27 protein-coding genes are annotated in these 25611 nt (G+C 72.2%); 7 read left to right on the top strand and 20 right to left on the bottom strand.

Annotation, left to right across the window (positions count from 1 at the left end):
- Positions 1–17: 17 nt before the first annotated feature.
- The gene (locus EDM22_RS10065; RefSeq protein WP_122936921.1) at positions 18–629 is read left to right on the top strand and encodes a class I SAM-dependent methyltransferase; all 612 of its coding nucleotides are present in this window, start codon (positions 18–20) and stop codon (positions 627–629) included.
- A gap of 38 nt (positions 630–667) precedes the next feature.
- Here the strand turns inward: EDM22_RS10065 and dapF are convergent, their stop codons facing one another.
- From dapF to EDM22_RS10015, 10 genes are all read right to left on the bottom strand, one after another.
- Positions 668–1549: a diaminopimelate epimerase gene (dapF, locus tag EDM22_RS10060; protein ID WP_122936920.1), complete on the bottom strand. Its 882-nt coding sequence runs from the start codon at positions 1547–1549 to the stop codon at positions 668–670.
- Positions 1550–1553: 4 nt separating this feature from the next.
- Positions 1554–2474: a tRNA (adenosine(37)-N6)-dimethylallyltransferase MiaA gene (gene miaA / locus EDM22_RS10055; protein ID WP_122936919.1), complete on the bottom strand. Its 921-nt coding sequence runs from the start codon at positions 2472–2474 to the stop codon at positions 1554–1556.
- A gap of 18 nt (positions 2475–2492) precedes the next feature.
- Positions 2493–4091: a tRNA (N6-isopentenyl adenosine(37)-C2)-methylthiotransferase MiaB gene (gene miaB, locus EDM22_RS10050; protein ID WP_122936918.1), complete on the bottom strand. Its 1599-nt coding sequence runs from the start codon at positions 4089–4091 to the stop codon at positions 2493–2495.
- Between the two features lie 12 nt (positions 4092–4103).
- Positions 4104–4958 (bottom strand): regulatory protein RecX, encoded by an 855-nt coding sequence (locus EDM22_RS10045; RefSeq protein ID WP_122936917.1) that lies wholly within the window; start codon positions 4956–4958, stop codon positions 4104–4106.
- Positions 4959–4993: 35 nt separating this feature from the next.
- Positions 4994–6073, bottom strand: a complete 1080-nt coding sequence (gene recA, locus EDM22_RS10040; protein ID WP_122936916.1) for a recombinase RecA — start codon at positions 6071–6073, stop codon at positions 4994–4996.
- A 278-nt stretch (positions 6074–6351) separates the two neighbouring features.
- Positions 6352–6582 carry a DUF3046 domain-containing protein gene (locus EDM22_RS10035; RefSeq protein ID WP_122936915.1) on the bottom strand — a complete coding sequence of 77 codons (231 nt, stop codon included), beginning with the start codon at positions 6580–6582 and terminating at the stop codon, positions 6352–6354.
- 70 nt (positions 6583–6652) lie between these two features.
- Positions 6653–6961 (bottom strand): helix-turn-helix domain-containing protein, encoded by a 309-nt coding sequence (locus EDM22_RS10030; protein WP_122936914.1) that lies wholly within the window; start codon positions 6959–6961, stop codon positions 6653–6655.
- Between the two features lie 147 nt (positions 6962–7108).
- Positions 7109–8665 (bottom strand): tripartite tricarboxylate transporter permease, encoded by a 1557-nt coding sequence (locus EDM22_RS10025; RefSeq protein ID WP_122936913.1) that lies wholly within the window; start codon positions 8663–8665, stop codon positions 7109–7111.
- Positions 8658–9224: a tripartite tricarboxylate transporter TctB family protein gene (locus EDM22_RS10020; RefSeq protein WP_122936912.1), complete on the bottom strand. Its 567-nt coding sequence runs from the start codon at positions 9222–9224 to the stop codon at positions 8658–8660. Before EDM22_RS10020 ends, EDM22_RS10025 begins: the two co-directional genes overlap by 8 nt.
- The gene (locus EDM22_RS10015; protein WP_245989307.1) at positions 9221–10285 is read right to left on the bottom strand and encodes a Bug family tripartite tricarboxylate transporter substrate binding protein; all 1065 of its coding nucleotides are present in this window, start codon (positions 10283–10285) and stop codon (positions 9221–9223) included. Before EDM22_RS10015 ends, EDM22_RS10020 begins: the two co-directional genes overlap by 4 nt.
- Before the next feature lie 186 nt (positions 10286–10471).
- Between EDM22_RS10015 and EDM22_RS10010 the strand changes: the two genes are divergently transcribed.
- Together EDM22_RS10010 and EDM22_RS10005 are read left to right on the top strand one after the other, a co-directional pair.
- The gene (locus tag EDM22_RS10010; RefSeq protein ID WP_245989306.1) at positions 10472–12154 is read left to right on the top strand and encodes an ATP-binding protein; all 1683 of its coding nucleotides are present in this window, start codon (positions 10472–10474) and stop codon (positions 12152–12154) included.
- A complete protein-coding gene (locus EDM22_RS10005) occupies positions 12151–12840 on the top strand; it encodes a response regulator (protein WP_122936910.1) in 690 nt (229 codons plus the stop codon). The genes EDM22_RS10010 and EDM22_RS10005 overlap by 4 nt, the downstream gene beginning before the upstream one ends.
- Positions 12841–12865: 25 nt before the next feature.
- On the opposite strand, the gene EDM22_RS10000 is transcribed toward EDM22_RS10005, so the two are convergent.
- From EDM22_RS10000 to EDM22_RS09965, 8 genes are all read right to left on the bottom strand, one after another.
- Entirely contained in the window at positions 12866–13375 is a 510-nt protein-coding gene (locus tag EDM22_RS10000; RefSeq protein ID WP_170964081.1) for a CinA family protein, read from the bottom strand.
- Positions 13376–13413: 38 nt separating this feature from the next.
- A complete protein-coding gene (gene pgsA, locus EDM22_RS09995) occupies positions 13414–14028 on the bottom strand; it encodes a CDP-diacylglycerol--glycerol-3-phosphate 3-phosphatidyltransferase (RefSeq protein ID WP_122936909.1) in 615 nt (204 codons plus the stop codon).
- 97 nt (positions 14029–14125) lie between these two features.
- A complete protein-coding gene (locus EDM22_RS09990) occupies positions 14126–16978 on the bottom strand; it encodes an FtsK/SpoIIIE family DNA translocase (protein ID WP_122936908.1) in 2853 nt (950 codons plus the stop codon).
- A 130-nt stretch (positions 16979–17108) separates the two neighbouring features.
- The gene (locus tag EDM22_RS09985; RefSeq protein ID WP_122936907.1) at positions 17109–17600 is read right to left on the bottom strand and encodes a GNAT family N-acetyltransferase; all 492 of its coding nucleotides are present in this window, start codon (positions 17598–17600) and stop codon (positions 17109–17111) included.
- 122 nt (positions 17601–17722) lie between these two features.
- Complete coding sequence (locus EDM22_RS09980) at positions 17723–19420, bottom strand: ribonuclease J (RefSeq protein WP_122936906.1); 1698 nt, start codon at positions 19418–19420, stop codon at positions 17723–17725.
- 65 nt (positions 19421–19485) lie between these two features.
- Positions 19486–20460 carry a 4-hydroxy-tetrahydrodipicolinate synthase gene (dapA, locus tag EDM22_RS09975; RefSeq protein WP_122936905.1) on the bottom strand — a complete coding sequence of 325 codons (975 nt, stop codon included), beginning with the start codon at positions 20458–20460 and terminating at the stop codon, positions 19486–19488.
- A gap of 54 nt (positions 20461–20514) precedes the next feature.
- Positions 20515–21087: a dihydrofolate reductase gene (locus EDM22_RS09970; RefSeq protein ID WP_122936904.1), complete on the bottom strand. Its 573-nt coding sequence runs from the start codon at positions 21085–21087 to the stop codon at positions 20515–20517.
- The gene (locus tag EDM22_RS09965) at positions 21084–21893 is read right to left on the bottom strand and encodes a thymidylate synthase (RefSeq protein WP_122936903.1); all 810 of its coding nucleotides are present in this window, start codon (positions 21891–21893) and stop codon (positions 21084–21086) included. The genes EDM22_RS09970 and EDM22_RS09965 overlap by 4 nt, the downstream gene beginning before the upstream one ends.
- Positions 21894–22036: 143 nt before the next feature.
- Between EDM22_RS09965 and EDM22_RS09960 the strand changes: the two genes are divergently transcribed.
- The 4 genes from EDM22_RS09960 to EDM22_RS09945 all read left to right on the top strand — a co-directional run bounded on the left by EDM22_RS09960 (position 22037) and on the right by EDM22_RS09945 (position 24439).
- Positions 22037–22510, top strand: a complete 474-nt coding sequence (locus EDM22_RS09960) for a TlpA family protein disulfide reductase (RefSeq protein ID WP_122936902.1) — start codon at positions 22037–22039, stop codon at positions 22508–22510.
- The gene (locus tag EDM22_RS09955; protein WP_122936901.1) at positions 22497–22994 is read left to right on the top strand and encodes a DUF4395 family protein; all 498 of its coding nucleotides are present in this window, start codon (positions 22497–22499) and stop codon (positions 22992–22994) included. Before EDM22_RS09960 ends, EDM22_RS09955 begins: the two co-directional genes overlap by 14 nt.
- Positions 22995–23072: 78 nt before the next feature.
- Positions 23073–23498 carry an OsmC family peroxiredoxin gene (locus tag EDM22_RS09950; RefSeq protein ID WP_122936900.1) on the top strand — a complete coding sequence of 142 codons (426 nt, stop codon included), beginning with the start codon at positions 23073–23075 and terminating at the stop codon, positions 23496–23498.
- Positions 23499–23500: 2 nt separating this feature from the next.
- A complete protein-coding gene (locus EDM22_RS09945) occupies positions 23501–24439 on the top strand; it encodes a TIGR01777 family oxidoreductase (protein WP_122936899.1) in 939 nt (312 codons plus the stop codon).
- Here EDM22_RS09945 and EDM22_RS09940 read toward each other — a convergent pair.
- Entirely contained in the window at positions 24378–24851 is a 474-nt protein-coding gene (locus EDM22_RS09940) for a hypothetical protein (protein WP_122936898.1), read from the bottom strand. The two genes, EDM22_RS09945 and EDM22_RS09940, sit on opposite strands and share 62 nt — an antisense overlap.
- Complete coding sequence (gene dapB / locus EDM22_RS09935) at positions 24848–25600, bottom strand: 4-hydroxy-tetrahydrodipicolinate reductase (RefSeq protein ID WP_122936936.1); 753 nt, start codon at positions 25598–25600, stop codon at positions 24848–24850. Before dapB ends, EDM22_RS09940 begins: the two co-directional genes overlap by 4 nt.
- Positions 25601–25611: the final 11 nt, after the last annotated feature.

Raw genomic sequence — 25611 nt, 5'->3', positions numbered from 1 at the left:
CTGGCATAGTTCCCTGTATGCCGCAGGAGCACTACTTCTCGTCGAAGCCTGCGTCGGGCGATGCGCTCCGCACCATCCCCGTCCGGCTGGCCGGCCGCACCGTCGAGGTCCTCACCGCCGGCGGCGTCTTCAGCCCCGGCCACCTCGACCAGGGCACCCGCGTGCTCCTCGACGAGGTGCCCGCTCCCCCGGCATCCGGAGACCTGCTCGACCTCGGGTGCGGCTGGGGGCCGATCGCCCTCACGCTGGCGCTCGAGTCGCCGGATGCCACCGTGTGGGCCGTCGATGTCAACGAGCGTGCGCTCGACCTCGTGCGGCGCAACGCCGCCCGCCTGGGCCTCAGGAACATCAACGCCGTGCGGCCCGAGGATGTTCCCCCCGGCGTGCGCTTCGCGACCGTGTGGTCGAACCCGCCCATCCGCATCGGCAAGCCGGAGCTGCACGCGATGCTCGCCGACTGGCTCCCCCGGCTCGACGACGGCGCGACGGCGTGGCTGGTCGTGCAGAAGAACCTCGGCGCCGACTCGCTGCAGCGGTGGCTCGCCGAGACGCTCGGCGACGACGCCGACGTCGAGCGCGCGGCGACGTCGAAGGGGTTCCGCGTGCTCACGGTGACCCGCGCCGACTGACCGCGGCGACCGGCGGCACGTCACGCGGGGCTGGGCACTCAGGCGAGGCTCAGCACCCCGTCGAAGACGAGCTCGGCCGGGCCGGAGAGCGCGACGTGCTCGCCGTCGGGCCCCTCGAACATGCGCACGCCCACGACGCCGCCGGGCACCTGCACCCGCCAGTCGTTCGGCGCGCCGGCGCCCGCCCAGTACCGCACCGCGAGCGCGGCCGCGACGGCGCCGGTGCCGCACGACAGCGTCTCGCCCGAGCCGCGCTCGTGCACGCGCATGCGGATGCGGCCCACGCCGTCTTCGACGAGGGGCTCGGCGGGCACGACGAACTCGACGTTCGCACCGGCCGGCGGCACCGGGTCGATGAGCGGCTCGTAGGCGAGGTCGGCGGCCGCCAGCTCGTCGTCGTCGGCGAGGGCGACGACCACATGCGGGTTGCCCACGTCGATCCCGAGCCCCGGACGCGGGACGGGCACCTCCTTGGCCCGCACGAGCGGCTCGCCGCCCGCCAAGCGCCAGAGCCCCATGTCCACCTGGAACCCGTCGGCGCTGTGGCTCACGCGCCGCACGCCGGCGCGGGTGCCGATGGCGATCGACCCTCCGGGGTGCAGTTCCGCGAGTCCCTGGTCGAGCAGGTAGCGCGTGAAGACGCGGATGCCGTTGCCGCACATCTCGGAGACGGAGCCGTCGGCGTTCCAGTAGTCCATGAACCACGTCGCGTGCGGGTCCTCCGCGAGAGCGGCCGCCCCGTCGTCGAGGCAGTCGGATCGCACGGCGCGGATGACGCCGTCGCCGCCCACGCCGAAGTGCCGGTCGCAGACCGCCGCGATCTGGTGCGGCGACAGCGGGTTCTCGCCGTCGGGGTCGCTGAAGAGCACGAAGTCGTTGCCGGTGCCCTGCCCTTTGGTGAACCGCAGATCGAACGCCATACGGTCAGTCTAGGGTCGCCTGGCGGGCGACCTCCGCGCCCGTCGCGGCGGCATCGTCGGCGTCGACGACGGTGGCCTCGGCGTACCTGCGGAACCAGCCGACCTGGCGTCTGGCGTAGGTGCGGGTGAGCTGCTGGGTCTCCGCGATGGCGTCGGCCTGCGTCATCCGGCCGTGGACCTCGGCGAGGGCCTGCGCGTAGCCGATCGCCTTGCGGGCGGTCACGCCGCGTTCGAGCCCGCGCGGGATGAGGCCGCGCACCTCGTCGACCAGGCCCGCCGCCCACATGCCGGCTGCGCGCGCGTCGAGGCGGTCGACGAGGCGCGCCCGGTCGCTGCGCAGGTGCACGATGCGATGGGCTCGCCACGGCACGGGCTCGTCGGGCAGGCGGGCGGCCTTCGGCTCGCCGGTGACCTCGATCACCTCGAGGGCGCGCACGACGCGTCGTCCGTTCTGCGCGTCGACGCCCGCGGCCGTCTCGGGGTCGATCTCGCGGAGGCGCCGGTGCAACAGGCCGGGCCCGAGCTCGGCCAGCTCCTGCTCGAGGCGCGCCCGCACCGCGGCATCCGTGCCCGGGAAGCGGAAGTCGTGGATCACGCTCGACACGTAGAGGCCCGAGCCGCCCACGAGCAGGGCCACGCCGCCACGGTTCACGATGTCGTCGATCGCGGCCCGCGCTGCGGGCTGGTAGGCGGCGACGGATGCCTCGGCGGTCACCTCGAGCACGTCGAGCAGGTGGTGCGGCACGCCCTCGCGCTCCTCGGGGGCGAGCTTGGCCGTGCCGATGTCCATGCCGCGATAGAGCTGCATCGCGTCGGCGTTGACGACCTCTGCGACGCGTCCGGCGCGCGCGAACGCGTGCGCGAGGTCGAGCGCGAAGCGCGACTTGCCCGTGCCGGTCGCGCCGACGATCGCGATGAGGGTCACGTGAGCGGCGGGGTCACGTCAGCGCTGGGCGTCGGTGGGGTCGTAGATCGGCATCGTGCCCACGCCCGGCGCCATGAGCGGTGCGCTGCCCACACGCAGGGTCGGCAGGCCCAGCGAGACGGCGCCGCCTGCGGATGCCGCGGCTCCGGGCACGGCGGGCACGCCGCAGCTCTCGGCCTGCATGCGGTCCCACGCGTCGCCGGCCCGGGTGCGGCGCACTCGCAGCGGAGCGCCGTCGAGGGAGTCGGCGAGCAGGTGGAAGGGCGCGGCCTGGGTGATGACCACCGAGACGACATCGCCCGGGCGCGGCAGCTCGGATCCGGCCGGGACCTCGAAGTGCACGAGTCGGCTGTCTTCGGCGCGTCCGCTCAGGCGGTGCGTCTCGGCGTCCTTCTTGCCCTCGCCGGTGGAGACGAGCACCTCGACCGCACGGCCGACCAGCTGCTGGTTCTCCTCCCACGAGATGCGCTCCTGCAGGGCGGTGAGTCGCTCGTAGCGCTCCTGCACGATCTCCTTCGGCACCTGGTCCTCCATCGTCGCCGCGGGCGTGCCGGGGCGGATGGAGTACTGGAACGTGAACGCCGATGCGAAGCGGGCCGCCTCGACGACGCGGAGGGTCTCCTGGAAGTCCTCCTCGGTCTCGCCGGGGAAGCCCACGATGATGTCGGTGGAGATCGCGGCGTTCGGGATGCGCTCGCGCACGCGGTCGAGGATGCCGAGGAACTTCTCGGAACGGTAGGAGCGTCGCATCGCCTTGAGGACGCGATCGGACCCGGACTGCAGCGGCATGTGCAGCTGGGGCATGACCGCGGACGTCTCGGCCATCGCGTCGATGACGTCGTCGGTGAAGGCGGCGGGGTGGGGGCTCGTGAAGCGGATGCGCTCGAGCCCCTCGATCTGGCCCGCGGCGCGGAGCAGCTTGCCGAACGCCTGCCGGTCGCCGAACTCGACGCCGTAGGAGTTCACGTTCTGCCCGAGCAGGGTGACCTCGACGGCGCCGTCGTCGACGAGGGCGCGGATCTCGGCGAGGATGTCGCCGGGCCGCCGGTCCTTCTCCTTGCCGCGCAGCGCGGGCACGATGCAGAAGGTGCAGGTGTTGTTGCAGCCGACCGAGATCGACACCCAGCCGGAGTAGCTCGAGTCGCGCTTGGTGGGCAGCGTCGACGGGAAGACCTCGAGTGCGTCGAGGATCTCGAGCTGCGCCTCGTCGTTGTGGCGGGCGCGTTCGAGCAGGCTCGGCAGCGAGCCCATGTTGTGCGTGCCGAAGACGACGTCGACCCACGGCGCCTTCTCGAGGATGACGTTCTTGTCCTTCTGCGCGAGGCAGCCGCCGACGGCGATCTGCATGCCCGCGTGGCGACGCTTGACGCCGGCCAGGTGCCCGAGGTTGCCGTAGAGCTTGTTGTCGGCGTTCTCACGCACGGCGCAGGTGTTGATCACCACGATGTCGGGCTCGGCTCCGTCGGCGGGGACGTAGCCGGCCGCCTCGAGGGAGCCGCTCAGTCGCTCGGAGTCGTGCACGTTCATCTGGCAGCCGAACGTGCGCACCTCGAAGGTGCGGGGCGTCGGCACGTCGGTGGTCGCCTCGCCGGGCGAGGCCTCCTGAATGGTGCTCATGATCGCACCAGTCTACGATCCGTCGGCGGTGAGCGCCGCCGTCACCGCCTCGCGGACGACGCTCGACGGGTAGCCGCGGCGCATCAGGAAGGCCGTGAGCCGCCGCTCGGCGGTGGCGTGGTCGAGCCCCGTCAGCTGACGGGCGCGCCGTTCGGCGACGGCGGTGGCGTTCACGATCTCGGCTTCGGGGTCGAGCCCGTCGACCGCCGCCCGTGCGACGTCGCCGCCGATGCCGCGTCGCTCGAGCTCGTGCAGGATGGCGGAGCTGCCCCGCCCACGTCGGGTCCCGTGGCTGTGGGTGAGCTGCTCGGCGAGCCGTGCGTCGTCGAGGTAGCCGAGGCGCTCGTAGCGTTCGATCCACTCGTCGATCTCGGCGTCGTCGAGCCCGTGCTCGGCGAGCACCGCCCGGACCTCGGCGATCGAGAGCGCCGATCGGCGCAGCCGGGACACGACGAGCCGGTCGATGCGATCGTCGCGTTCGGCACCGGTCTCGTCGGGCCGCTCGTCGTCGCCCACGAGTGACAACCGCGACCCGCTTCGAGCGCCGAGCCGGCCGAAGCCGCGCGAGCGGCCACGCTCGCCGAACCCGCGCCCCGACGACGCCTGATCAGTTCGCGCCGGACTCGTCGACGGCGCCGCCTCGTCGAACGCGAGCGTTGCGCCGTTCGGCTCGACCTCGTCGAGCTCGGCGTCGGTGGGGTCTGCGCCGTTGCGCTCGACGTCGTCGACCGCGGCGTCGTCGATCGGGGCGGCGCCGACGCCCATGCGTGCTGCACGGCCCCGGCCGGCCGCGGGGTGCTCGTCGCGCGGAGCCGCCCACGGCAGGTACGAGACCGGGGCGAGGCGCTCCTCTGAGCTGTCGTTCATCGTGCCTCCGCTCCCGGTCTCGTGGACGTCATCGCTCAGGCCCCGCGCCGCTGCTTCGGCGCGATGGGCTCGACGTTGGCGACGGGCGCGGCGGGCGCAGCCGCGGCCGGAGCCGCCTGCTGGCCGATGCCGAGCTTGACGAGGATCTTCTTCTCGATGTCGGCGGCGATGTCGGGATTCTGCAGCAGGAAGTTGCGCGCATTCTCCTTGCCCTGCCCGAGCTGGTCGCCGTCGTAGGTGTACCAGGCGCCCGACTTCTTGACGATGCCCTGGTCGACGCCGTAGTCGATGAGGCTGCCCTCGCGCGAGATGCCGATGCCGTAGAGGATGTCGAACTCGGCCTGCTTGAAGGGCGGCGCCATCTTGTTCTTGACGACCTTCACGCGGGTGCGGTTGCCGACCGCCTCGGTGCCGTCCTTCAGGGTCTCGATGCGGCGGATGTCGAGTCGCACGGAGGCGTAGAACTTGAGCGCCTTGCCGCCCGCGGTGGTCTCGGGGCTGCCGAAGAACACGCCGATCTTCTCGCGCAACTGGTTGATGAAGATCATGGTGGTGTTCGTCTGGTTCAGGCCGCCCGTGAGCTTGCGGAGCGCCTGCGACATGAGGCGGGCCTGGAGGCCGACGTGCGAGTCGCCCATCTCGCCCTCGATCTCGGCACGCGGCACGAGCGCCGCGACGGAGTCGATGACGACGAGGTCGATCGAACCGGAGCGCACGAGCATGTCGGCGATCTCGAGCGCCTGCTCACCCGTGTCGGGCTGCGAGACGAGCAGCGAGTCGATGTCGACGCCGAGCTTCTTCGCGTAGTCGGGGTCGAGTGCGTGCTCCGCGTCGATGAACGCGGCGATGCCGCCGGCGCGCTGCACGTTCGCGATGGCGTGCAGCGTGAGGGTCGTCTTACCCGACGACTCCGGGCCGTAGATCTCGATGATGCGGCCGCGCGGCAGGCCGCCGACGCCGAGTGCCACGTCGAGCGCGATCGACCCGGTGGGGATCACCTCGACGGGTGCCCGGTCTTCGCTGCCGAGGCGCATGACGGAGCCCTTGCCGAACTGGCGATCGATCTGGGCGAGTGCGGTCTCGAGGGCCTTCTCGCGGTCTGCGGGGGATGGCATTGGTGGCTCCTTGATGCTCGATGCGGCTGCCTCTAGGCTGTCGTTCCACGTTGCGGGCCGTGACCCGTGGCGTCTCGCGACAAGGCGGTTGCGGTGTGTTCCGACGCATCGACCGTATGGCCGCCCACCGACATCCGTCGCTGCGAGAGCGGGGATGTGGTGAGACGCGTCGTCCCTCCTGCTGTTGAGGACGAGCCTAGCCGAGCATCCGAACGCATGTTCGAAACCGCGCCCGGCGTGTCGAACGCTTCTTCGGAGCGCCCTGAGGGCGACCCGCTCTACCGTCGCTCGCCCGGAACCGGCCTGCCGACGCCGTGCCGGCGCGACTCGGGAACATCCGTCGCCGCGCAGAGCGCGAGCCAGACGTCGCGCGGCGGCACCCCTGCGGCGAGGGCGTCACGGGCGGTCCGCCCGCCCAGCTCGCCCAGCACGAGGTCGTTCACCACGACGCTGCCGTACCCCTGGCCGAACTCCGCGTCGACCGCGAACTGGAACTCGCTGCGCTTCACCTGCGCCCTCCGGACATGCGATCGGCCGGTCCCCCGACCGGCCGATACGCGCTCAAGAAAAGGAATTCGGTCAGCGGACCATCATGTCCGCGTCGAACTCGGCGACGAGCTCGTCGGGCAGGCTGTCGGGCACTGCCGACAGTCCCTCGAGCACCGCGATGCGATCGCCGACCTCGTGCATGATCACCGAGATGGGCGTGTCGAGCGCCTCGGCGACCGACGCGAGGATCTCGGACGAGGCCTCCTTCTGGCCGCGCTCCACCTCACTGAGGTAGCCGAGCGCGACGCTCGCCTTGCTGGCGACCTGACGGAGCGTGCGGCCCTTCTGCAGGCGGAAGTCCCTCAGCACATCGCCGATCTCCTGTCGAACCAGAACCATCGGGAACCTCCTTCTCGCTGCCTATGACCCGTCACCCGGGCCGGTGCGGGGAGGTCAGTCTAGCGCCTCATCCCGTTCACCGACTCTAGCGTCGATCACTGGACTTTTCTTGTGAACCTGCCACCTGTAACAGGCCGTTCACGCAGACTATTCCGCAGGCTGCGCCTCCCGTTCGGGTACAACGTCCGGTGACGGCGCGGACGCCTCGAGGCGCGCCTTGCGGCGCTTCAGCCACATGCCGAGCACGATGATCACCGCGAGCGTCGAGTAGGCGATGATCGCGAACGGGCTGTGCACGAGGTACGCGAGATCGCCCTGGCTGATCGCCATCGACTTGCGCAGCTGCTCCTCCGCCATCGGCCCGAGGATGCCGCCCACGACCATCGGCGCGACCGGGTAGCCGTATCGCCGCATGAGGAATCCGATGAGGCCGACGAGCAGGAGGGTCAGCGTGTCGAACACGTTGAAGTGCAGTGCGTACGCGCCGAGCCCGGCGAACGCGAGGATGCCCGCGTAGAGGTACGGACGCGGGATCCGCAGCACCTTCACCCACATGCCCACGAGCGGCAGGTTGAGCACGAGGAGCATGACGTTGCCGATGTAGAGGCTCGCGATGAGCGCCCACACGAGCCCGGACTGGTTCTCGAAGAGCATGGGCCCCGGACGGATGCCGTACGACTGGAATGCCGAGATGATGATCGCCGCCGTCGCCGTCGTCGGCAGGCCGAGGGTGAGCAGCGGCACGAGCACGCCGGCCGCCGCGGCGTTGTTCGCCGCCTCCGGCCCGGCGACGCCCTCGATGGCGCCCCGGCCGAACTCGGCCTTCGCCCCGCCCCGGGCGAGGCGGCGCTCGGTCGCGTAGGAGAGGAAGGTCGCGACATCCGCCCCGCCCGCGGGGATGGTGCCGATCGGGAACCCGATCGCGGTGCCGCGCAACCACGGACGCCAGGAGCGCGCCCAGTCGCCCCGGGTCATCCAGGTGCGCCAGCCCCCGGTCACCGGGATGACGCGCACCGGCCCGTGGCGGAGCCGCGACGCGACGTAGAGCGTCTCGCCCACGGCGAAGAGCCCCACGGCGATGATCACGACGTCGATGCCGTCGGCGAGGCTCGGGATGCCGAAGGTGTAGCGCTGCTGGCCCGAGAGCACCTCGGTGCCCACGAGGCCGAGCAGGAGTCCCAGGCCGAGCGACACGAGACCGCGCGACACGCTCGATCCGAGCAGGGCGCCCACCGTGAGGAACGCGACCACGATGAGCGCGAAGTAGTCGGCGGGTCCGAGCTGCACCGCGAGCTTCGCGATGCCGGGCGCGAGGAAGGTGAGCGCGATCGTCGCCGCGGTGCCGGCCACGAACGATCCGATCGCCGCCGTCGCGAGCGCGGCGGCCCCGCGGCCGGCCTTCGCCATGCGATTGCCCTCGAGGGCGGTGACGATCGAGGCGGACTCCCCCGGCGTGTTGAGCAGGATCGAGGTCGTCGACCCGCCGTACATGCCCCCGTAGTAGATGCCGGCGAACACGATCAGCGCGCCGGTCGGGTCGAGCGAGTAGGTGAGCGGCAGCAGGAGTGCGACCGTCATGGCCGGGCCGATGCCGGGCAGCACGCCGACGGCGGTGCCCACGAACACGCCGAAGAGCGCGTAGAGGAGGTACTGGGGCTGCAGCGCGGTGGCGAAGCCCTCGAGCAGTGCGGTGAGGCTATCCATGGAAGATCGGGATCCAGTCGAGGAGCGGGCCGGCGGGCAGCGAGAGCCCGAGCCAGGCGCCGAAGACGAGTTGCGTGACGAGTCCGAGGCCGAACCCGATCGCGAGGGCGGTCCACCAGCGCTTCGCGCCGAGCGCCCACGCGGCCCCGCCGAAGAGCACGGTGACCGCGAACGGCCAGCCCGCCCACTCGATGAGGAACAGCTGGGAGACGAAGCACGCGATGAGCTTGGCGACGGTGAGCCAGTCGGTGGGGGCGTCGGGGTCGACGTCCTCGCCGTCGTCGGGCGTGCCGCTGTGTCCGCGCAGCACCTGCACGATCACGGCGACGGATGCCGCGACGAGCAGCACTCCGACGGCGTACGGGAAGACGCGCGGCCCGAGCACGCTCGCCGAGCCCGGCGGCACCCGGATGAAGCCGGCGCCGATGATCGCGTAGGCGCCGAGGGCGGCGCACACGACGGCGAACGCGAGTTCCCCGAGCGGCCGACGCGCCCGGGACGCCGAGGGGGCTCCCCCCGACGCCGCAGCGTCGAGGGGAGCCGGTGCCGACTCGGTCACGGTGCGACCAGGCCGATCGTCTGGAGCGTCTGCGTCACCTCGGTGATGTTGCCGTCGAGGAACGACTGGAACTCGTCGCCGACGAGGAACGCGTCGGCCCACCCCTTCTCCTCGAGCGTGGCCGCCCACGCGTCGGAGTCGTGCACCTGGGTCACGAGTTCCTGCAGCGCGGCGACGTCGGCGTCGTCGAGGTCGCCGGGCGCGAGGAGCCCGCGCCAGTTCGTGAGCTGAACGTCGTACCCCTCGTCGATGAGGGTCGGGGTGTCGGGGAGCAGCGCGACGGGCTCGGGCGAGGACACCGCGAGCGCGCGGAGCTCGCCCGCCTCGATCTGCTCGACGAACTCGCCGACGCCCGAGATGCCCGCCTGCACGGTGTTGCCGAGCAGCATGGTCACGGCCTCGCCGCCGCCCGAGTTGGGGATGTAGTTGAGCGTCGACGGGATGTCGGCGGGGTCGACGCCCGCCTCGGTGAGCAGCATGCCGGCGAGGATGTGGTCGGCGCCGCCCGCCGAGCCGCCGGTCACCGAGATCGCGGCGCCCTGGTCGACGATCGCGTCGACGAGGTCCTCGGTCGTCTTGTACGGCGACGACGCCGGCACGACGAGCACGAGCGCCTCCTCGGTGAGCTTCGCGATGGGGGTCGTGTCCTCGATGCGCACCTGGGAGGCGTTCGTCTCGACCGCGCCCACCATGACGAGGCCCGTGACCATGAGCGTCGCGGGATCCTTCTCGTTCGCGAGTGCCGCGAGCCCGACGGTGCCACCGGCGCCGCCGATGTTCTCGACGGGGGCCGAGCCGACGAGGTCCTCCTCGGTCAGCACCTGGGAGAGCGCGCGCGCGGTCTGGTCCCAACCGCCGCCCGGGTCGGCGGGGGCGATGAGGTTGACGGCGTCGAGGGATGCCGGCGCGGCATCCGCGTCGCCTGTGGAGGCATCCGCCGCGGTGCAGGCCGCGAGGCCCAGCATCGTGACGACGCCGACCGCGGCCAGCCCGCCGCGGGTCGCCCGCTTGCGCGGGGTGAGGGTTCCGGCCGACGTGCGCGGCTCGCTGTGAGATCGCAAAGCTCCTCCTTGAGTGCCCGGGACCGTTCCCGGGCTGACGATCGATGTGCGGATGACGCTAGGGGCGCGCCTGCGCGCCGGGAATGCTGCGGTCGTAACGGTCGTACTGGTCGTAACGGTCGATTCGGTCGTATTGGTCATGGCTCCGGATGCGGCGCACCGGCGTCGGTGCGGCACACTGGACGGATGGGCCGGTCGATGACGCTGGGCATGCAGCTGCTGCTGCTGCAGGTCGCCATCGTGCTCACGACCGTGGTCGGCACGGGCGTCACGGCGATGCTGCTGCAGGAGCACCAGCTGCGCGAGGCCTACCAGGACCGCATGATCGCGGTCGCCCAGTCGGTCGCCGGACTCCCCGCGATCACCGACGCGTTCGACGACCCCGACCCGGCGGCGACGATCCAGCCCGTCGCGGAGGTGATCCGGCGCGCCTCCGACGTGACGTACGTCGTCGTCGCGAACGAGGAGGGGATCCGCTACTCGCACCCGAACCCCGACCGCATCGGCGAGAAGGTGTCGACCGACCCGGCGATCCCGCTCTCGGGCGAGATCTACGTCGGCACGCAGACGGGAACGCTCGGCGAGTCCTGGCGCGTGAAGGTGCCGATCTTCGACGACGACGGGAACGTGATGGGCCAGGTGTCGGTCGGCATCCTCGAATCGGAGCTGCGGGCCGACTTCCTGGGCGGCCTCTCGGGACTGCTCGTCGCGCTCGTGGTCGCGGCCGTGATCGGCGTGCTCGGCTCGGCGTGGATCGGGCGCCTCATCCGCCGCCGCATCTACGGGCTCGAGCCCGACGAGATCCGCGCGATGCTGGAGACCCGCGAGGCGATGCTGCACGGCATCCGCGAGGGCCTCGTAGCGGTCGACGACAACGGCAGGATCGTGCTCATGAACGATGCGGCGGCGCGCCTGCTCGACGTGCCGGACCCCGCGGCGGTGCTCGGCGCGCGGGTCGAGGACGTGCTCGATCGCGAGCTCGCCCGCTTCATCGCGTCGGGCGAGGACCGCGAGACGCCCGTGCTCTCGGGCGAGCGGGTGCTGCTCGTGCACGGCGACCGCGTGCGGGTCGACGGGCGAGAGGTCGGCTCGATCGCGATCCTGCGCGACCGCACCGAGCTCGAGACGATGCTCCGCGAGCTCGAGGGCGCGCAGGGACTCGCCGAGGGGTTGCGCGCGCAGTCGCACGAGTTCTCCAACAAGCTGCACGTGGTCAGCGGACTGCTCGAGCTCGGCCATGTCGACGCCGCGATCGCGTTCATCGAGCGGGTCGGCAGCGGTGGCGCGCTCTCGCCGCTCGACGAGCACGACGGCATCGCCGACGTCGAGACGGCCGCCCTCGTGCTCGCGAAGCGCTCGCGGGCGCAGGAGCTCGGCATCGCCCTCGAGCTCGACCCCGCGTCGCACCTCGACGCCGCCGCCGGCGACGCCCCGCGCACCGACCTGCTCACGGTCGTGGGCAACCTCCTCGACAACGCGATCGAGGCGTGCGTGCTCGGCGGCCGCATCGCGCTGTCGCTGCGTGACGACCTCGAACCGGGCGTCGTCCTCGTGCGCGTCGACGACGACGGCCCCGGCGTGCCCGCCGCGCAGCGGCAGGCGATCTTCGAGCCCGACGTCACCGGCAAGGCCGCGACCCCGGGCAAGGCCCGGCGCGGCATCGGGCTCACGATCGTGCAGCGTGTCGCCGCGCGGCTCGGCGGATCCGTCTCCGTCGGCGAGTCCCCCGCCGGCGGTGCGCGGTTCACCGTGCGGCTGCCCTGGGCGGCGGACGCCCCCACCTCGACGGCTGCACGCGCCTCGCGCGCCGCGTACTCCGCAGGCACGGCGAGCACGCCGGGCGCCGTGACGACCCAGGTGCCGCGATGAGCGACATCCGTGTCGTGATCGTCGACGACGACTTCGCGGTCGCCCACGTCAACCGCGCCTTCGTCGACGCGCAGCCGGGATTCGTCGTCGTCGCCGAGGCGCACACCGGCGCCGATGCGCTCGCGGCGATCTCGTTGCATCGGCCGCAACTCGTGCTGCTCGACGTGTACCTGCCCGACCTCGGTGGACTCGACGTGCTGCGGCGGCTGCGAGCCGAGGGTGACGACCTCGAGGTGATCGCCGTCACGGCCGCGCGCGACCTCGACACCGTGCGACGGGCCCGCCTCCTCGGCGTGCGCCACTACCTCGTGAAGCCCTTCTCGGGCGCGAGCCTCGGCGAGCGGCTCGAGGAGGTGCGCCGCGGTATCGCCGCCGACCGGGCGACCCCCAGGGCGACGCTCGACCAGCGCGCCGTCGACCAGTTCCTCGGAGCGGCCTCGCCACGGCGGGCGACGCTGCCCAAGGGCCTCTCGACCGTGAGCCTCGCCCGGGTCGCCGAGGGGCTCGCGGCGTGCACGACGGATGTCTCGGCCGCCGAGCTCGCCGAGACGCTCGGGATGTCGCGGGTGAGCGCCCGCCGGTACCTCGAGCACCTCGTCGCGACGGGAGCCGCCGAGGTCGCCCCTCGATACGGCTCGGCCGGTCGACCCGAGCATCGGTACCGGATGCCGTCGCGGCAGCGCTGAGCGACGCAGCCTCGTCGCGCCGGGTTCAGCCCGCGTCGAGCCGTGAAAGCACCGCGTCGATCGCGCGCCGCACCGTCTCGCGGCGGATCTCGCCGCGATCGCCCGCGAGGTCGAGCGCGATGGCCTCGACCTCGTCGCCGATCGCGACGCCGACGTAGACGGTGCCGGCCGGCTTGCCGTCCTGCTCGGCGGGACCCGCGACCCCCGTGGTGGCCACGCCGATGTCGGCGGGGCGGCCGGCGACCGCGAGCACTCGCCGCACATGGTCGGCCATCTGGCGCGCCACCTCGGGATGCACGGGCCCCTCGTCTGCGAGCAGCTCGGCGGCCACGCCGAGGACCGACCGCTTCACCGCGGTGTCGTACGCCACGACGCCGCCGTTCACGACGACCGAGGCCCCGGGGATCCGGGTGAGCTCCGCGACGACGAGACCGCCCGTGAGCGACTCGGCGACCGCGATGCGCAGGCCGCGGCGGGTCAGCTCGCCGATGAGGCGCGCGGCGGGATCGGGCGTGCCCGGCACCGGCTGCGGCATCCGCTCATCGGAACCGGCTGCGAGCCCGCCGGCAACCGTCATGCTGCCGCCGCGCCGCCGCTGTGGCGTTCGCGGTACAACCGCCGGGCGTCCCGGACGTAGAGCAGGCCCGACCACACCGTGAGCACGAGCGCGACGCCCATGGCGATCCAGTTGAGCCAGAAGATCCAGTCGCCCACGAGCGTCCAGAGCGGCAGGAGCGCGAGCGAGATCGCGATCGACTGCGCCATGGTCTTGGCCTTGCCGCCGGATGACGCGGGCACGACGTTGCCGCGTCCGAGCTCGACGAACCGCCAGATCGTGATGCCCACCTCGCGCACGACGATGACGATCGTGACCCACCACCACAGCTCGCCGAGGATCGAGAGGCAGACGAGGGCGCCGCTCGTGAGCAGCTTGTCGGCGATGGGGTCGAGGATCTTGCCGAGGTCGGTGACGAGGCCCCGGGAACGCGCCATCCACCCGTCGACCCAGTCGGTCGAGATCGCGATGATGAAGAGCACGGCGGCCCACCATCGCATCGGGCCGTCGGCGCCGGCGTCGGCGAGGAGGAGCCAGAACACGAGGGGCGCCATGAGGATGCGCACGATCGTGATGGCGTTCGGGAGGTTCCAGTTCGCCGATCTCGTCGGGCTGCCGGCGGAGGAGGTCATGTCGAAAGCCTAACGTCCGACCGGCTCCGCGAGATGGGCCCATCGGCCTGTGTTCGGCAGTGCTCGCAGCGCCCGAGCGGGCACCTCGGCGACGGCATCAGTCGCGGCCGGTGAGGCCCCAGGCGTCCTCGTCGTCGCTGCCGCCCTCGACCTCCTCGAGGCCCTCGGGGATGCGACCGACGGGGTCGTCGTAGCGATCGTCGACCGGCTCGTGAGCGGGCTCGGCCGCGGTGCGCGGAGCTGCGGCCGCCGGAGCCGCGACCGGCGCACCGTCTTCGCCGCGGAGCTTCGCGAGCACGCCCGCCAACTGCTCGGCAGTGACGAGCACGTCGCGCGCCTTGGACCCCTCGGAGGGGCCGACGATCTCGCGCGACTCGAGCAGGTCCATGAGGCGACCGGCCTTCGCGAACCCCACGCGCAGTTTGCGCTGCAACATCGACGTGGAGCCGAACTGGGTCGAGACGACGAGCTCGGCCGCCGCGAGCAGCAGTTCGAGGTCGTCGCCGATGTCCGAATCGATCTCCTTGCGCTCCACCGCGGCGGCGACATCGTTGCGGTACTCGGGCCTCGCCTGCCTCGTGACGTGCTTGACGACCTTCTCGATCTCGGCCTCGCTCACCCACGCGCCCTGCACGCGGATGGGCTTCGACGCGCCCATGGGGAGGAAGAGCGCGTCGCCCTGCCCGATGAGCTTGTCGGCGCCCGGCTGGTCGAGGATGACGCGCGAGTCGGTGACGCTCGTGACCGCGAACGCGAGCCGTGACGGCACGTTGGCCTTGATGAGGCCCGTGACGACGTCGACCGACGGCCGCTGCGTGGCGAGCACGAGGTGGATGCCCGAGGCGCGCGCGAGCTGGGTGATGCGCACGATCGAGTCCTCGACGTCGCGCGGGGCGACCATCATGAGGTCGGCGAGCTCGTCGACGACCACGAGCAGGTACGGGTACGGCTTGAGCGTGCGCTCCGAGCCCGCCGGCAGCACGATCTCCTCGTTCACGACGGCCTTGTTGAAGTCGTCGATGTGACGGAACCCGAACGACGCCAGGTCGTCGTACCGCATGTCCATCTCCTTCACGACCCAGGAGAGCGCCTCGGCGGCCTTCTTCGGATTCGTGATGATGGGCGTGATGAGGTGCGGCACGCCGGCGTACGGCGCGAGCTCGACGCGCTTCGGGTCGATGAGCACCATGCGCACGTCGGCGGGCCGGGCCCGCATGAGCAGCGACGTGATCATCGAGTTCACGAAGCTCGACTTGCCCGAGCCGGTGGAGCCGGCCACCAGGAGGTGCGGCATCTTGGCGAGGTTCGCGACCACGTAGCCGCCGCCGACGTCCTTTCCGACGCCGATCGTCATGGGGTGCTTCGCGTTCGCCGCCGCGCCCGAGCGCAGCACGTCGCCGAGGGTGACGATCTCGCGGTCGGCGTTGGGGATCTCGACGCCGATCGCGCTCTTGCCGGGGATCGGCGAGAGGATGCGCACCTCGTTCGACGCGACCGCGTACGCGAGGTTCTTCGAGAGGGCGGTGACCCGCTCGACCTTCACGCCGGAGCCGAGCTCGATCTCGTACTGCGTGACCGTGGGGCCCCGCGAGAAGCCGGTGACCTTCGCGTCGACGCCGAACTGCTCGAACACGCCGGTGATCTGGCGCACGACGTCGTCGTTGGCCTGCGAGCGCGTCTTCGCGGGCGCGCCCGCGGCGAGCGTCGACGCGGCCGGCAGGTGGTACGGACGGTCGGGGGCGGATGCCTCGTGGCCGCCGCCCGCGCCGAGGCTCGCCGTGCCCACGGGGTCGACCGGCACGTCGACGGGCTCGTCGAAGATCGTGACCGCGGCGCCCGCGCCGGGGTCGTCGCCGCGCAGCCCGGTGCCGCCGCGCGGCACGTCGCCCGTGAAGTGCTGCAGCGCCGACTCGGCGCGCTCGAGGTCGCCGAGCACCTCGGTGCCGTACGCGTCGGGGCCCGCCACGCCGTCGAGCGGCGTCTCGAAGGCCCCGGCCGCCGAGCCCGCGCCGAACACCTCGGTCAGCCCCTCGACGCCTGCGGCTTCGAACGCCGGGTCCTCCTCGCGGTTCGAGGAGTTGCGCCGCCACCACGGCAGCATTCCCCCCGCCGGCTCGTCGCCCGACGCACCGTCGATGCCGTCGAGCTCGGGCTGCTCGCCCTTGCGGCGACGCGACGGCTTCCCGGCCGCCTCGGTGGCCGCCTCGGGCTCCTCGGGCGCACCGAACAGCCAGACGTAGAGCTCGCGGAAGCGCCGCGGGATGCGGTTCGGCGGCGTCTTCGTGAGGATCAGGAGCGACAGCAGGAGGAGCACGAAGAGGACGACGGCCGCGCCCACGTCGGTCGCGAGCAGGATGAGCGGCTCCGCGAGCATCCAGCCGAGTATGCCGCCGGCACGCGCCAGCACGGCCATGCCCTCGCTCGGGGCAGGCTGCCCGCCGAACAGGTGGCAGAGCGCCGAGACCGTGAGCAGCAGCATCCCGAGCCCGATGCCGATGCGGGTGTTGTCGTGCACCGAGCTGGGGTGCCGGAACAGCCAGATCGCGAACATGAGCATGATCACGGGCAGGGCGAACGCGACGCGGCCGAACAGCCCCCCGAAGGTCCACGAGTCGAGCACCTGCGCGACGGGGTCGTTGATGAGGAACCACTCGACGACGGCGCCCGCGATCGCCAGCAGGACGATGAAGAACGGCAGGCCGTCGCGACGCTCCTCCTTCTGCAGCGTCTCGGGGCCCAGTGCACGCGCGGCGGCGCCGGTGAGGTGAGCGAGGCCCATCCACGCGCGCACGAGGAGGTTCGGGCCGGCCGGCTGCGTCGACGCCTTCGTGGTGCGCGCCCGCGACGGGGGGCTCGATGCGGGGAGCTTCTTCGTGGGGGCGGTGCGCGAGGACGAGCCGCGGGCGGTGGTGCCCGAGGCACGACCGTTCGACCTGGTGCTCGTAGCCATGCCCTCCACGTTAGGGCCGACCGCCGACTCGGGGCCGGAGGCGCATCGAGTGTCGGGCCACTCCCCCGGCGTGTCGATTCGGCCGTGCGGGCCGGAGCGCGGCTCGCAACGCCGGACGCAGCCGCCCGGGTCAGCGCAGGGCGCGCACCATCGTGTCGCGCGTCGGGGTCGACGCGACGACGCCGAACCCCTCCGAGCGATAGAGCTCGAGCGCGAAGTTGCCGTGTTCGACGCTCAGTGCGAGGCGGGCGAATCCCTCCGCACGCGCGGCGGCCGTCAACTCGCGCAGCAGCGCGCGGCCCACGCCCTGCGCGCGCCACATGGGCTTCACGCCGATGATGAGCTCGGGCACCCCCGTCGCGACGAAGCCGTAGGCCGGACGATCGGCGCCGAAGAGGCGGTACCACGCGGCGCCGACGGGCGTGCCGTCGTGGCCGATCGCGACGACGCCGCGATCGGCGGGCCGCTGCCAGCCGGAGATGTACGCCGAGTGCACCGGGTCGGTGAGCACGGCGGGGCGGGGGCGCGTGGCGCCCGCGCGCCAGTTGGCCGCCTCGACGACCATGTCGGCGAGGAAGGCTCCATCGGCCGGAAGCGCGGGCCTGATCGTGAAGTCCGCCATGCGCGGAGCGTACGCGTGCCGCGTTACGGCCGCGTTTCGCGAAACGGATGCCGCCCGGCCGTCGGCCGGCACCGCGGCATCCGTTTCACGAGCCGTTCACGCGCCGAGCGACGCCGCGGCCGCTACGCCTCGATGACGAGCGGCACGAGCATCGGCCGGCGGCGGAGCCGGCGGTTCACCCAGCCGCCGAGGGTGCGGCGCACGATCTGCGAGAGGGCGCGCGGGTCGCGCACCCCGTTGTGGGCGGCGTCGGCGAGCGCCGCGATGATCTTCGGCTTGACGTCCTCGAACACCGAGTCGTCCTCGGCGAAGCCGCGCGCGTGGATCTCGGGGCCCGAGATGACGCGGCCCGTCGTGGCGTCGACCACGACGATGACCGAGATGAAGCCCTCCTCGCCGAGGATCCGGCGATCCTTGAGGTCGGCGTCGGTGATCTCGCCCACGGTGGAGCCGTCGACGTAGACGAAGCCGAGGTCGAGCTGCCCCGCGACCGTGACGACGCCGTCGCGCAGGTCGTAGACCGAGCCGTTCTCGCCGATGAAGGTGTTGCGCTCGGGGATGCCCGTGTCGCGCGCCAGCTTGGCGTTCGCGAACAGGTGCCGGTACTCGCCGTGGATCGGCAGCACGTTCTTCGGCTTGAGGATGTTGTAGCAGTAGAGCAGCTCGCCCGCGGCGGCGTGGCCCGAGACGTGCACCTTCGCGTTGGCCTTGTGCACGACGTTCGCGCCGAGCTTCGTGAGGCCGTCGATGACGCGGTACACCGCGTTCTCGTTGCCGGGGATGAGGCTCGACGCGAGGATGACGGTGTCGCCCTCGCCGACCTCGATCTGGTGGTCGCGGTTGGCCATGCGCGAGAGCACCGCCATCGGCTCGCCCTGCGATCCCGTGGACATGTAGACGATCTCGTCGTCGGGGATGTCGCCGGCCTTCTTGTAGTCGACGAGCACGCCCTCGGGCACCTTGAGGTAGCCGAGGTCGGCGGCGATCGTCATGTTGCGCACCATGCTGCGCCCGAGGAGCGCGACACGGCGATGGTTCTCCCAGGCGGCGTCGAGCACCTGCTGCACGCGGTGCACGTGGCTCGAGAAGCTCGCGACGATCACCCGGCGCGGCGCGCGCGCCATGATCTCGTCGAGCACGGGGCCGATCGAGCGCTCGAGCGGCGTGAAGCCGGGGACGTCCGCGTTCGTGGAGTCGACCATGAACAGGTCGACGCCCTCTTCGCCGAGGCGGGCGAACTCGCGCAGGTCGGTGAGGCGGCCGTCGAGCGGCAGCTGGTCCATCTTGAAGTCGCCGGTGGCGAGCACGGTGCCCGCCGAGGTCTTGATCGCGACCGCGAGCGCGTCGGGGATCGAGTGGTTGACGGCGACGAACTCGAGCCGGAACGGCCCGATCTGCTCGTGGTTCCCCTCGCGCACCGTGAGGCTGTACGGCTTGATGCGGTGCTCCTTGAGCTTCGCCTCGACGAGGGCGAGCGTGAGCTGCGAGCCGATGAGGGGGATGTCGGCGCGGAGCTTGAGGAGGTACGGAACCGAGCCGATGTGATCCTCGTGCCCGTGCGTGAGCACGACGCCGACGATGTCGTCGAGGCGGTCGCGCAGGAACCCGAAGTCGGGCAGGATCAGGTCGACGCCCGGCTGGTGCTCCTCGGGGAAGAGCACGCCGCAGTCGACGATGAGGATCTTGCCGTCGATCTCGTAGCTCGTCATGTTGCGGCCGATCTCGCCCAGGCCGCCGATGGGGATGATGCGCAGGGTGCCCCGCGCGAGCGGCGCGGGTGCGATGACGTTGCTGTCGTTGTCGTTGTCGGTGTCGGGCATGTGCCCCCCTTACGTTGCGGTGTTCAGTTCGGTGCGGCCGGATGGGCGGATGCCCCGGCTCGCGATCAGCGTGTGGTGCCGGCCACCTTGGGCAGCGCACCGCCGGCGGCGGCGTTGCGGTCGGGGCGGAAGTTGTGGAAGTCGACGCCGGGGATGCCCTGCACGAGGTCGATCTCGTCCTCGATGAGCGCGGCCTCCCACTCCTCGGGCCCGACGAGCGGCAGGCGCACGCGCGGGCTCGAGATGCGGCCGAGGCCGTGCAGGATGTACTTCGCCGCGACGGTGCCGGGCACGTGGGTCATGACGGCGCGCACGAGCGGCTCGAGCTGTCGGTGCGCCGCGGTCGCGGCCGTCAGGTCGCCGCGGTTCACGGCGTCGATGATGGTGCGGTAGGGCGCCGGCGCGATGTTCGCCGTGACGCCGATGAGTCCCGTGGCGCCGATCGAGAGGTGCGGGAGCACGTTCGCGTCGTCGCCGGAGAAGTACATGAGGTCGGTCTGGTTGAGCACCCGGCTGACCTCGCTGAAGTCGCCCTTGGCGTCCTTCACGGCGAGGATGTTGGGGTGCTTGGCGAGGCGGATGATCGTCTCGTACTTGATCGGCACGCCGGTGCGCCCGGGGATGTCGTAGAGGATGACCGGCAGGTCGGTGGCGTCGGCCACCATCCGGAAGTGCGTGAGGATGCCCGCCTGGGTGGGCTTGTTGTAGTACGGCGTGACGATCATGATGCCGTCGGCGCCCGCCTGCTCGCTGTGCTTGTAGAGCTCGATGGCGTGCGCGGTCTCGTTCGAGCCGCCGCCCGTGATGATCTTGGCGCGGCCCGCCGCGACGTCCTTCCCGACCTCGACGAGACGGATCTTCTCGGGGTCGGTGAGCGTCGAGGTCTCGCCGGTCGTGCCGGTGACGACGATGCCGTCGGCGCCGGCGGTGATGACGTCGTCGATGTGCTTCTCGACCCCGGCCCAGTCGACTTCGCCGTCCGCCGTCATCGGCGTGACGAGCGCGACGAGCACCTGTCCGAAGGGGTTCTCTGCAGTCACGGGTTACAGGGTATCGGCTCCGGCGGGGGTCGCGTGCCCGCGGTACGGCCGGAGTCAGCGCGTGAGGGTGACGAAGCGGTACCGGATGCCGCTGCGCGACGTGTGCCATCCCGTCTCGGGGTCCGTGCGCTCGACCCGCCACTCGGGGCCGCGGTCGGGGGCCCGCGTGTCACCCTCGACGTCGAGGTCGAGCTCGGTCACGACGAGGCGCTCGGCGAGGCCGATCGTGCGCCCGAAGAGCTCGGCGCCGCCGATGACCCAGATGCAGGCGTCGGTCGGGCGTCCCTCGAGCAGGTCGCCGAACTCGTCGTGCACGCCGTCGTCGGCGTCGGATGCCGCGAGCGCGAGCGCCTCCTCGACGGAGCCCGCCGCGACGGCGCCCTCGCCGTGCCAGTCGGCCTGACGGGTCACGACGATGTTCGCCCGGCCGGGCAGCGGGCGGAACCGCTCGGGGAGCGACTCCCACGTCTTGCGGCCCATGACGACGGGCGCCCCCATCGTCGTGCGCGTGAAGTGCGCGAGGTCCTCCGGAACATGCCAGGGCATGCCGCCGCCGGCGCCGATGACCCCGCCGTGGGCCTCGGCCCAGATGAGCCCGATGACGGGCAGGCCGTCGGCGCCGCTCATACGGCGACCGCGGCCCGGATGGCCGGGTGGTGCTCGTAGCCGACGACTTCGAGGTCGTCGTACTCGTAGCCGTCGATGGACTCGGGCACGCGGCCGATGCGGAGCACGGGGTACGGGAACGGATCGCGGCTCAGCTGCTCGGTGACCTGCTCGACGTGGTTGTCGTAGATGTGGCAGTCGCCGCCCGTCCAGACGAAGTCGCCCACCTCGAGGCCGGTCTGCGCGGCAACGAGGTGCGTGAGCAGCGCGTAGGAGGCGATGTTGAACGGCACCCCGAGGAAGAGGTCGGCGCTGCGCTGGTAGAGCTGGCACGACAGCCTGCCGTCGGCCACGTAGAACTGGAAGAGCGCATGGCACGGCGCGAGCGCCATGTCGGGGATGTCCGCCGGGTTCCACGCCGAGACGATGAGCCGCCGCGAGTCGGGGTTCGTGCGGATCTGCTCGATGACCTGCTGGATCTGGTCGATCTGCTCGCCCGAGGGGGTGGGCCAGGAGCGCCACTGCACGCCGTAGACGGGACCGAGCTCGCCCGCGGCATCCGCCCACTCGTCCCAGATGGTCACGCCGTGCTCCTGCAGCCAGCGCACGTTCGAGTCGCCGCGCAGGAACCAGAGCAGCTCGTAGGCGATCGACTTGAAGTGCACCCGCTTGGTCGTGATGAGCGGGAAGCCCTCGGCGAGGTCGAACCGGATCTGCCGGCCGAACACGCTGCGGGTTCCGGTGCCGGTGCGGTCGGACTTGCGCGTGCCGTGCTCGAGCACGTCGCGGAGGAGGTCTTCGTACGGGGTGGGGATCGTGGCGGCCACGGTGTCGATGCTAACCCCGCGCGGCGGCGGCGCGCCCGAAGCGGCGGGCGCGCCTGGGGCGGCTCGCGCGGCCGGGGCTGGGGCCGCGTCACCGTGCGTCACAGACCGGCAGCGGGCCGACGGGCCGGACTAGCATCGCCCGCATGGACCCCCTCGCCGGCCTCGTCGCGCTCGTCGCACTGCCGGTGCTCGCGACCGTCGCGGGCCTCGCCTGGCGTGCGCGCCAGGGCCACGTGCGGCGTTCGGCGCCCCCCGTCGCGGGTGCCGCGGATGCCGCGGGCACCGCCTCCACCGTGACCGCCCTCGGCCTCGATCCCGCGGCGCTCGGCGACCGCGTGACGCTCGTGCAGTTCTCGACCGAGTTCTGCAGCCGCTGCCCCGCGACCGCGCGGGAGCTCACGGCGATCGCCGGCGACTACGAGGGCGTGCGCCACGTCGAGATCGACCTCACCCGCGACGCCGCGCTGGCCGATCGCTTCCACGTGACGCAGACCCCCACGACGCTCGTGCTCGACGCGCGCGGCGAGCAGACGGCCCGCATCGGCGGCGCGCCCCGAACCCGCGAGGTGCGCGAACTCCTCGACTCGATCACCCGGAGGACCCGTGTCGCTTCCTGATTCCACCGCACCGTCGGCAGCGGATGCCGCGACGACGCGCCCCGCGGGCATCGACCCGCGCGGCCCGCGCTTCGCCGCGGGCGTCACCGCGACGCTCCTGCTCGTCACCGCGGCCCTCGGGTTCGCGGGCGCAGACGCGGCGGCCTGGTGGCTGCTCGCGGGGATCTGCGCGGTCTTCGCCTGGAGCGCCCTCGCGGGCGTCGCGCGCAATCCGTTCGGGGTCGTCTTCCGCCGCGTCGTGCGCCCGCGGCTCGCGCCGCCGGCCGAGCTCGAGGATCCGCGTCCGCCGACCTTCGCGCAGGCCGTCGGGTTCGTCGTGACCGTCGTGGGCGTCGTGCTCGGGGTGTTCGGCGTCGCCGCCGCCGTGCCGATCGCTGCGGCGCTCGCGTTCGTGGCGGCGTTCCTCAATGCGGCGTTCGGCTACTGCCTCGGCTGCCAGATCTACCTGCTGCTCGTGCGCGCCCGCGTCATCCGCACCGCCTGAGCGTCGCTGGGGAGAGACCTGCCGCAGGCGGCATCCGCTGGGTAGGGTGGAACTCCGGCCGCGACGAGGAGGACTCAATTGGCAGTCACGAGTGAATCGACCACCCTCTGGACGGGCACGCTGAAGGAAGGTTCGGGCACGACGCGCCTCGACTCGTCGAAGGTGGCGGAGTTCCCCGTGAACTGGAAGGCCCGGTCCGTGGGCGAGGCGGGCACGACGAACCCCGAGGAACTGCTCGGCGCCGCGCACTCCGCGTGCTTCTCGATGGCGCTCGCGAACATCCTCACGAGCGCCGGCCATGCGCCCGAGAGCATCCAGACCACCGCCGCCGTCACCTTCGAGGCGGGCAGGGGCGTGCTCGGCAGCCACCTGCTCGTCAGCGCGCGGGTTCCGGGGATCACCGAGGCCGAGTTCGAGGCGTTCGCCGACGACGCGAAGGCGAACTGCCCGATCTCGAAAGCGCTCGCGGGCATTCCCATCACGATCGAAGCCGAGCTCGCGTAACGGTGCGGGTCCTCATCGCCGGCGCCTCCGGCTTCATCGGCACCGACCTCACCGCTCGCCTCGCAGAGGAGGGGCACGACGTGCTGCGCCTCGTTCGGCGTCGCGCGCAGGGACCCGACGAGGTGAGCTGGTCGCCCGCGGCCGGCATCATCGACTTCACGGTCATGGACCGGGTCGACGCGGTCGTGAACCTCTCGGGCGCCTCGCTCGCCCGCCTGCCGTGGACGAAGCGGTACCGCGAGGAGATCCTCGACTCGCGCATCGCCGCGACGCGCACGCTCACCGATGCGATGCGCAAGGCCAAGCGGCCGCCCGGCGTGTTCCTGAGCGGCTCGGCGGTGGGCATCTACGGCGATCGTCCGGGCGAGTCGCTGACCGAGCACTCCCCCGCGGGCACGGGCTTCCTCGCCGACGTCGTCGCGAAGTGGGAGGCGGCCGCGGCCCTCGCGCCGCACGAGACGCGCACGGTGCTGCTGCGCACCGGAATCGTGGTGGGCCACGGCGGCGCGATGCAGCGCGTCGGCACGCTCACGAAGCTCGGCATCGCCGGGCGACTCAGCACCGGCGGCCAGCACTGGCCGTGGATCGCGCTGGAGGACGAGGTGGGCGCCATCGCGCACCTGCTCGACTCCGAGCTCGCGGGCGCGGTGAACCTCGTCGGTCCCGTGCCGGCGACCGCCGACCGCATCATGCGCGCGCTGGCGAAGCGGATGCACCGGCCCTACGCGATCCCGGTGCCGGCGCCCCTGCTCGAACTGGCGCTCGGCAAGGCCGCCGACGACCTGCTGCTCTCGAGCCAGAAGGTGCGTCCCGAGCGACTCCTCGCCGATGGCTTCCGATTCCGGCACGCCACCGTGGAGTCGGCCCTCGACGCGATGCTCAGCCCTGCTCCGAAGGCGGCGGCGTCGCCGCCTGCCGCTCAGCCCGCTCGAGCTCGATAGCGCGACGCACCGCGCCACGGGCGCGCCGCCGGTCGCCCGCGGCATCGTAGGCGAGCCCGAGCCGCAGCCACGCACGCCAGGAGTCGGGCTCGGCCTCGGCGGCCGCTCGGAACGCGGGGAACGCGGCATCCGCGGCCACGCGATCGGCGCGTCCGCTCGGGCGCACGGGGATGCCGAGGTCGAGGCCGCCCTCGGCCTCGAGGCGGCGCACGAGCGCCTGCGAGCGCATGCCGAACGCGAGCTCCCGCCACAGCGCCCACGCCGCGACGATCGGCAGCACGATGAGGGCGATGCCGATCGCGATCGCGACGGGTTCGCCCGTCTGCACGAACTGCACGGCCCGCCAGCCGACGAGCGCGAGGTAGAGCGCGAGGAGCGCCGCCATGACGAGCGCCCCGGCCTTCGCGCTCATCGCGGCGTGCCGGGCAGGTGCAGGCCGAGGAGCGCGTCGAGGCCGACCGTGACGCCCTGCATCGCCGGCGCCCGGCGCAGCGCGAGCAGGATCCCGGCCTCGTAGGCCGCGGACGAGATCGTGGAGTGGCCGATCGTGAGGGTCTCGCCGTCGCCGCCGAGCACGACGCGCTGCTCGGCGAGCAGTCCGGACATCCGCAGGCTGTGCACCGGCACCCCCGAGACGAGCTGCCCGCGGGCGCGCTGGTCCGCGTGCGGCGCCGAGACCGGCCCCGCGTCGGCGCGCGCCGCGCCGATGAGCTCGGCCGTGCGCACCGCCGTGCCCGACGGCGAGTCGACCTTGCCGGCGTGGTGGGCCTCGACGATCTCGATCGAGTCGAAGTAGGGCGCCGCGAAGGCCGCGAAGGCGGAGCCGAGCACGCTGCCGATCGAGAAGTTCGGCACGAACAGCACCGCGCGCGACTCGTGACGGTCGCGCAGGAGGTGCCCGATCTCGGCGATGCGCTCGGCCGACCATCCCGAGGTGCCGACGACGATGGGAACCCCTGCGTGCGCCGCATGCTCGACGATCGCGCCGCTCGCGGCGGGGTGCGTGACGTCGAGCGCCACGTCGGCCCCCTCGAGCTCCGAGAGGCTCGAGCGCGAGTCGAGTGCGGCGTGCAGTTCGAGGTCGTCGGCCTCCTCGATCAGCTCGAGTGCGAGGCGTCCCATCTTGCCCGTGGCTCCCGCCACGGCGACCCGTATCGTCACGGGCTTCACCC

Source organism: Agromyces tardus (genome assembly GCF_003710805.1).
Classification (GTDB): Bacteria; Actinomycetota; Actinomycetes; order Actinomycetales; family Microbacteriaceae; genus Agromyces; species Agromyces tardus.
Note: the sequence above shows the minus strand (reverse complement) of the source record. Positions and strands in the feature narration are given on the sequence as shown.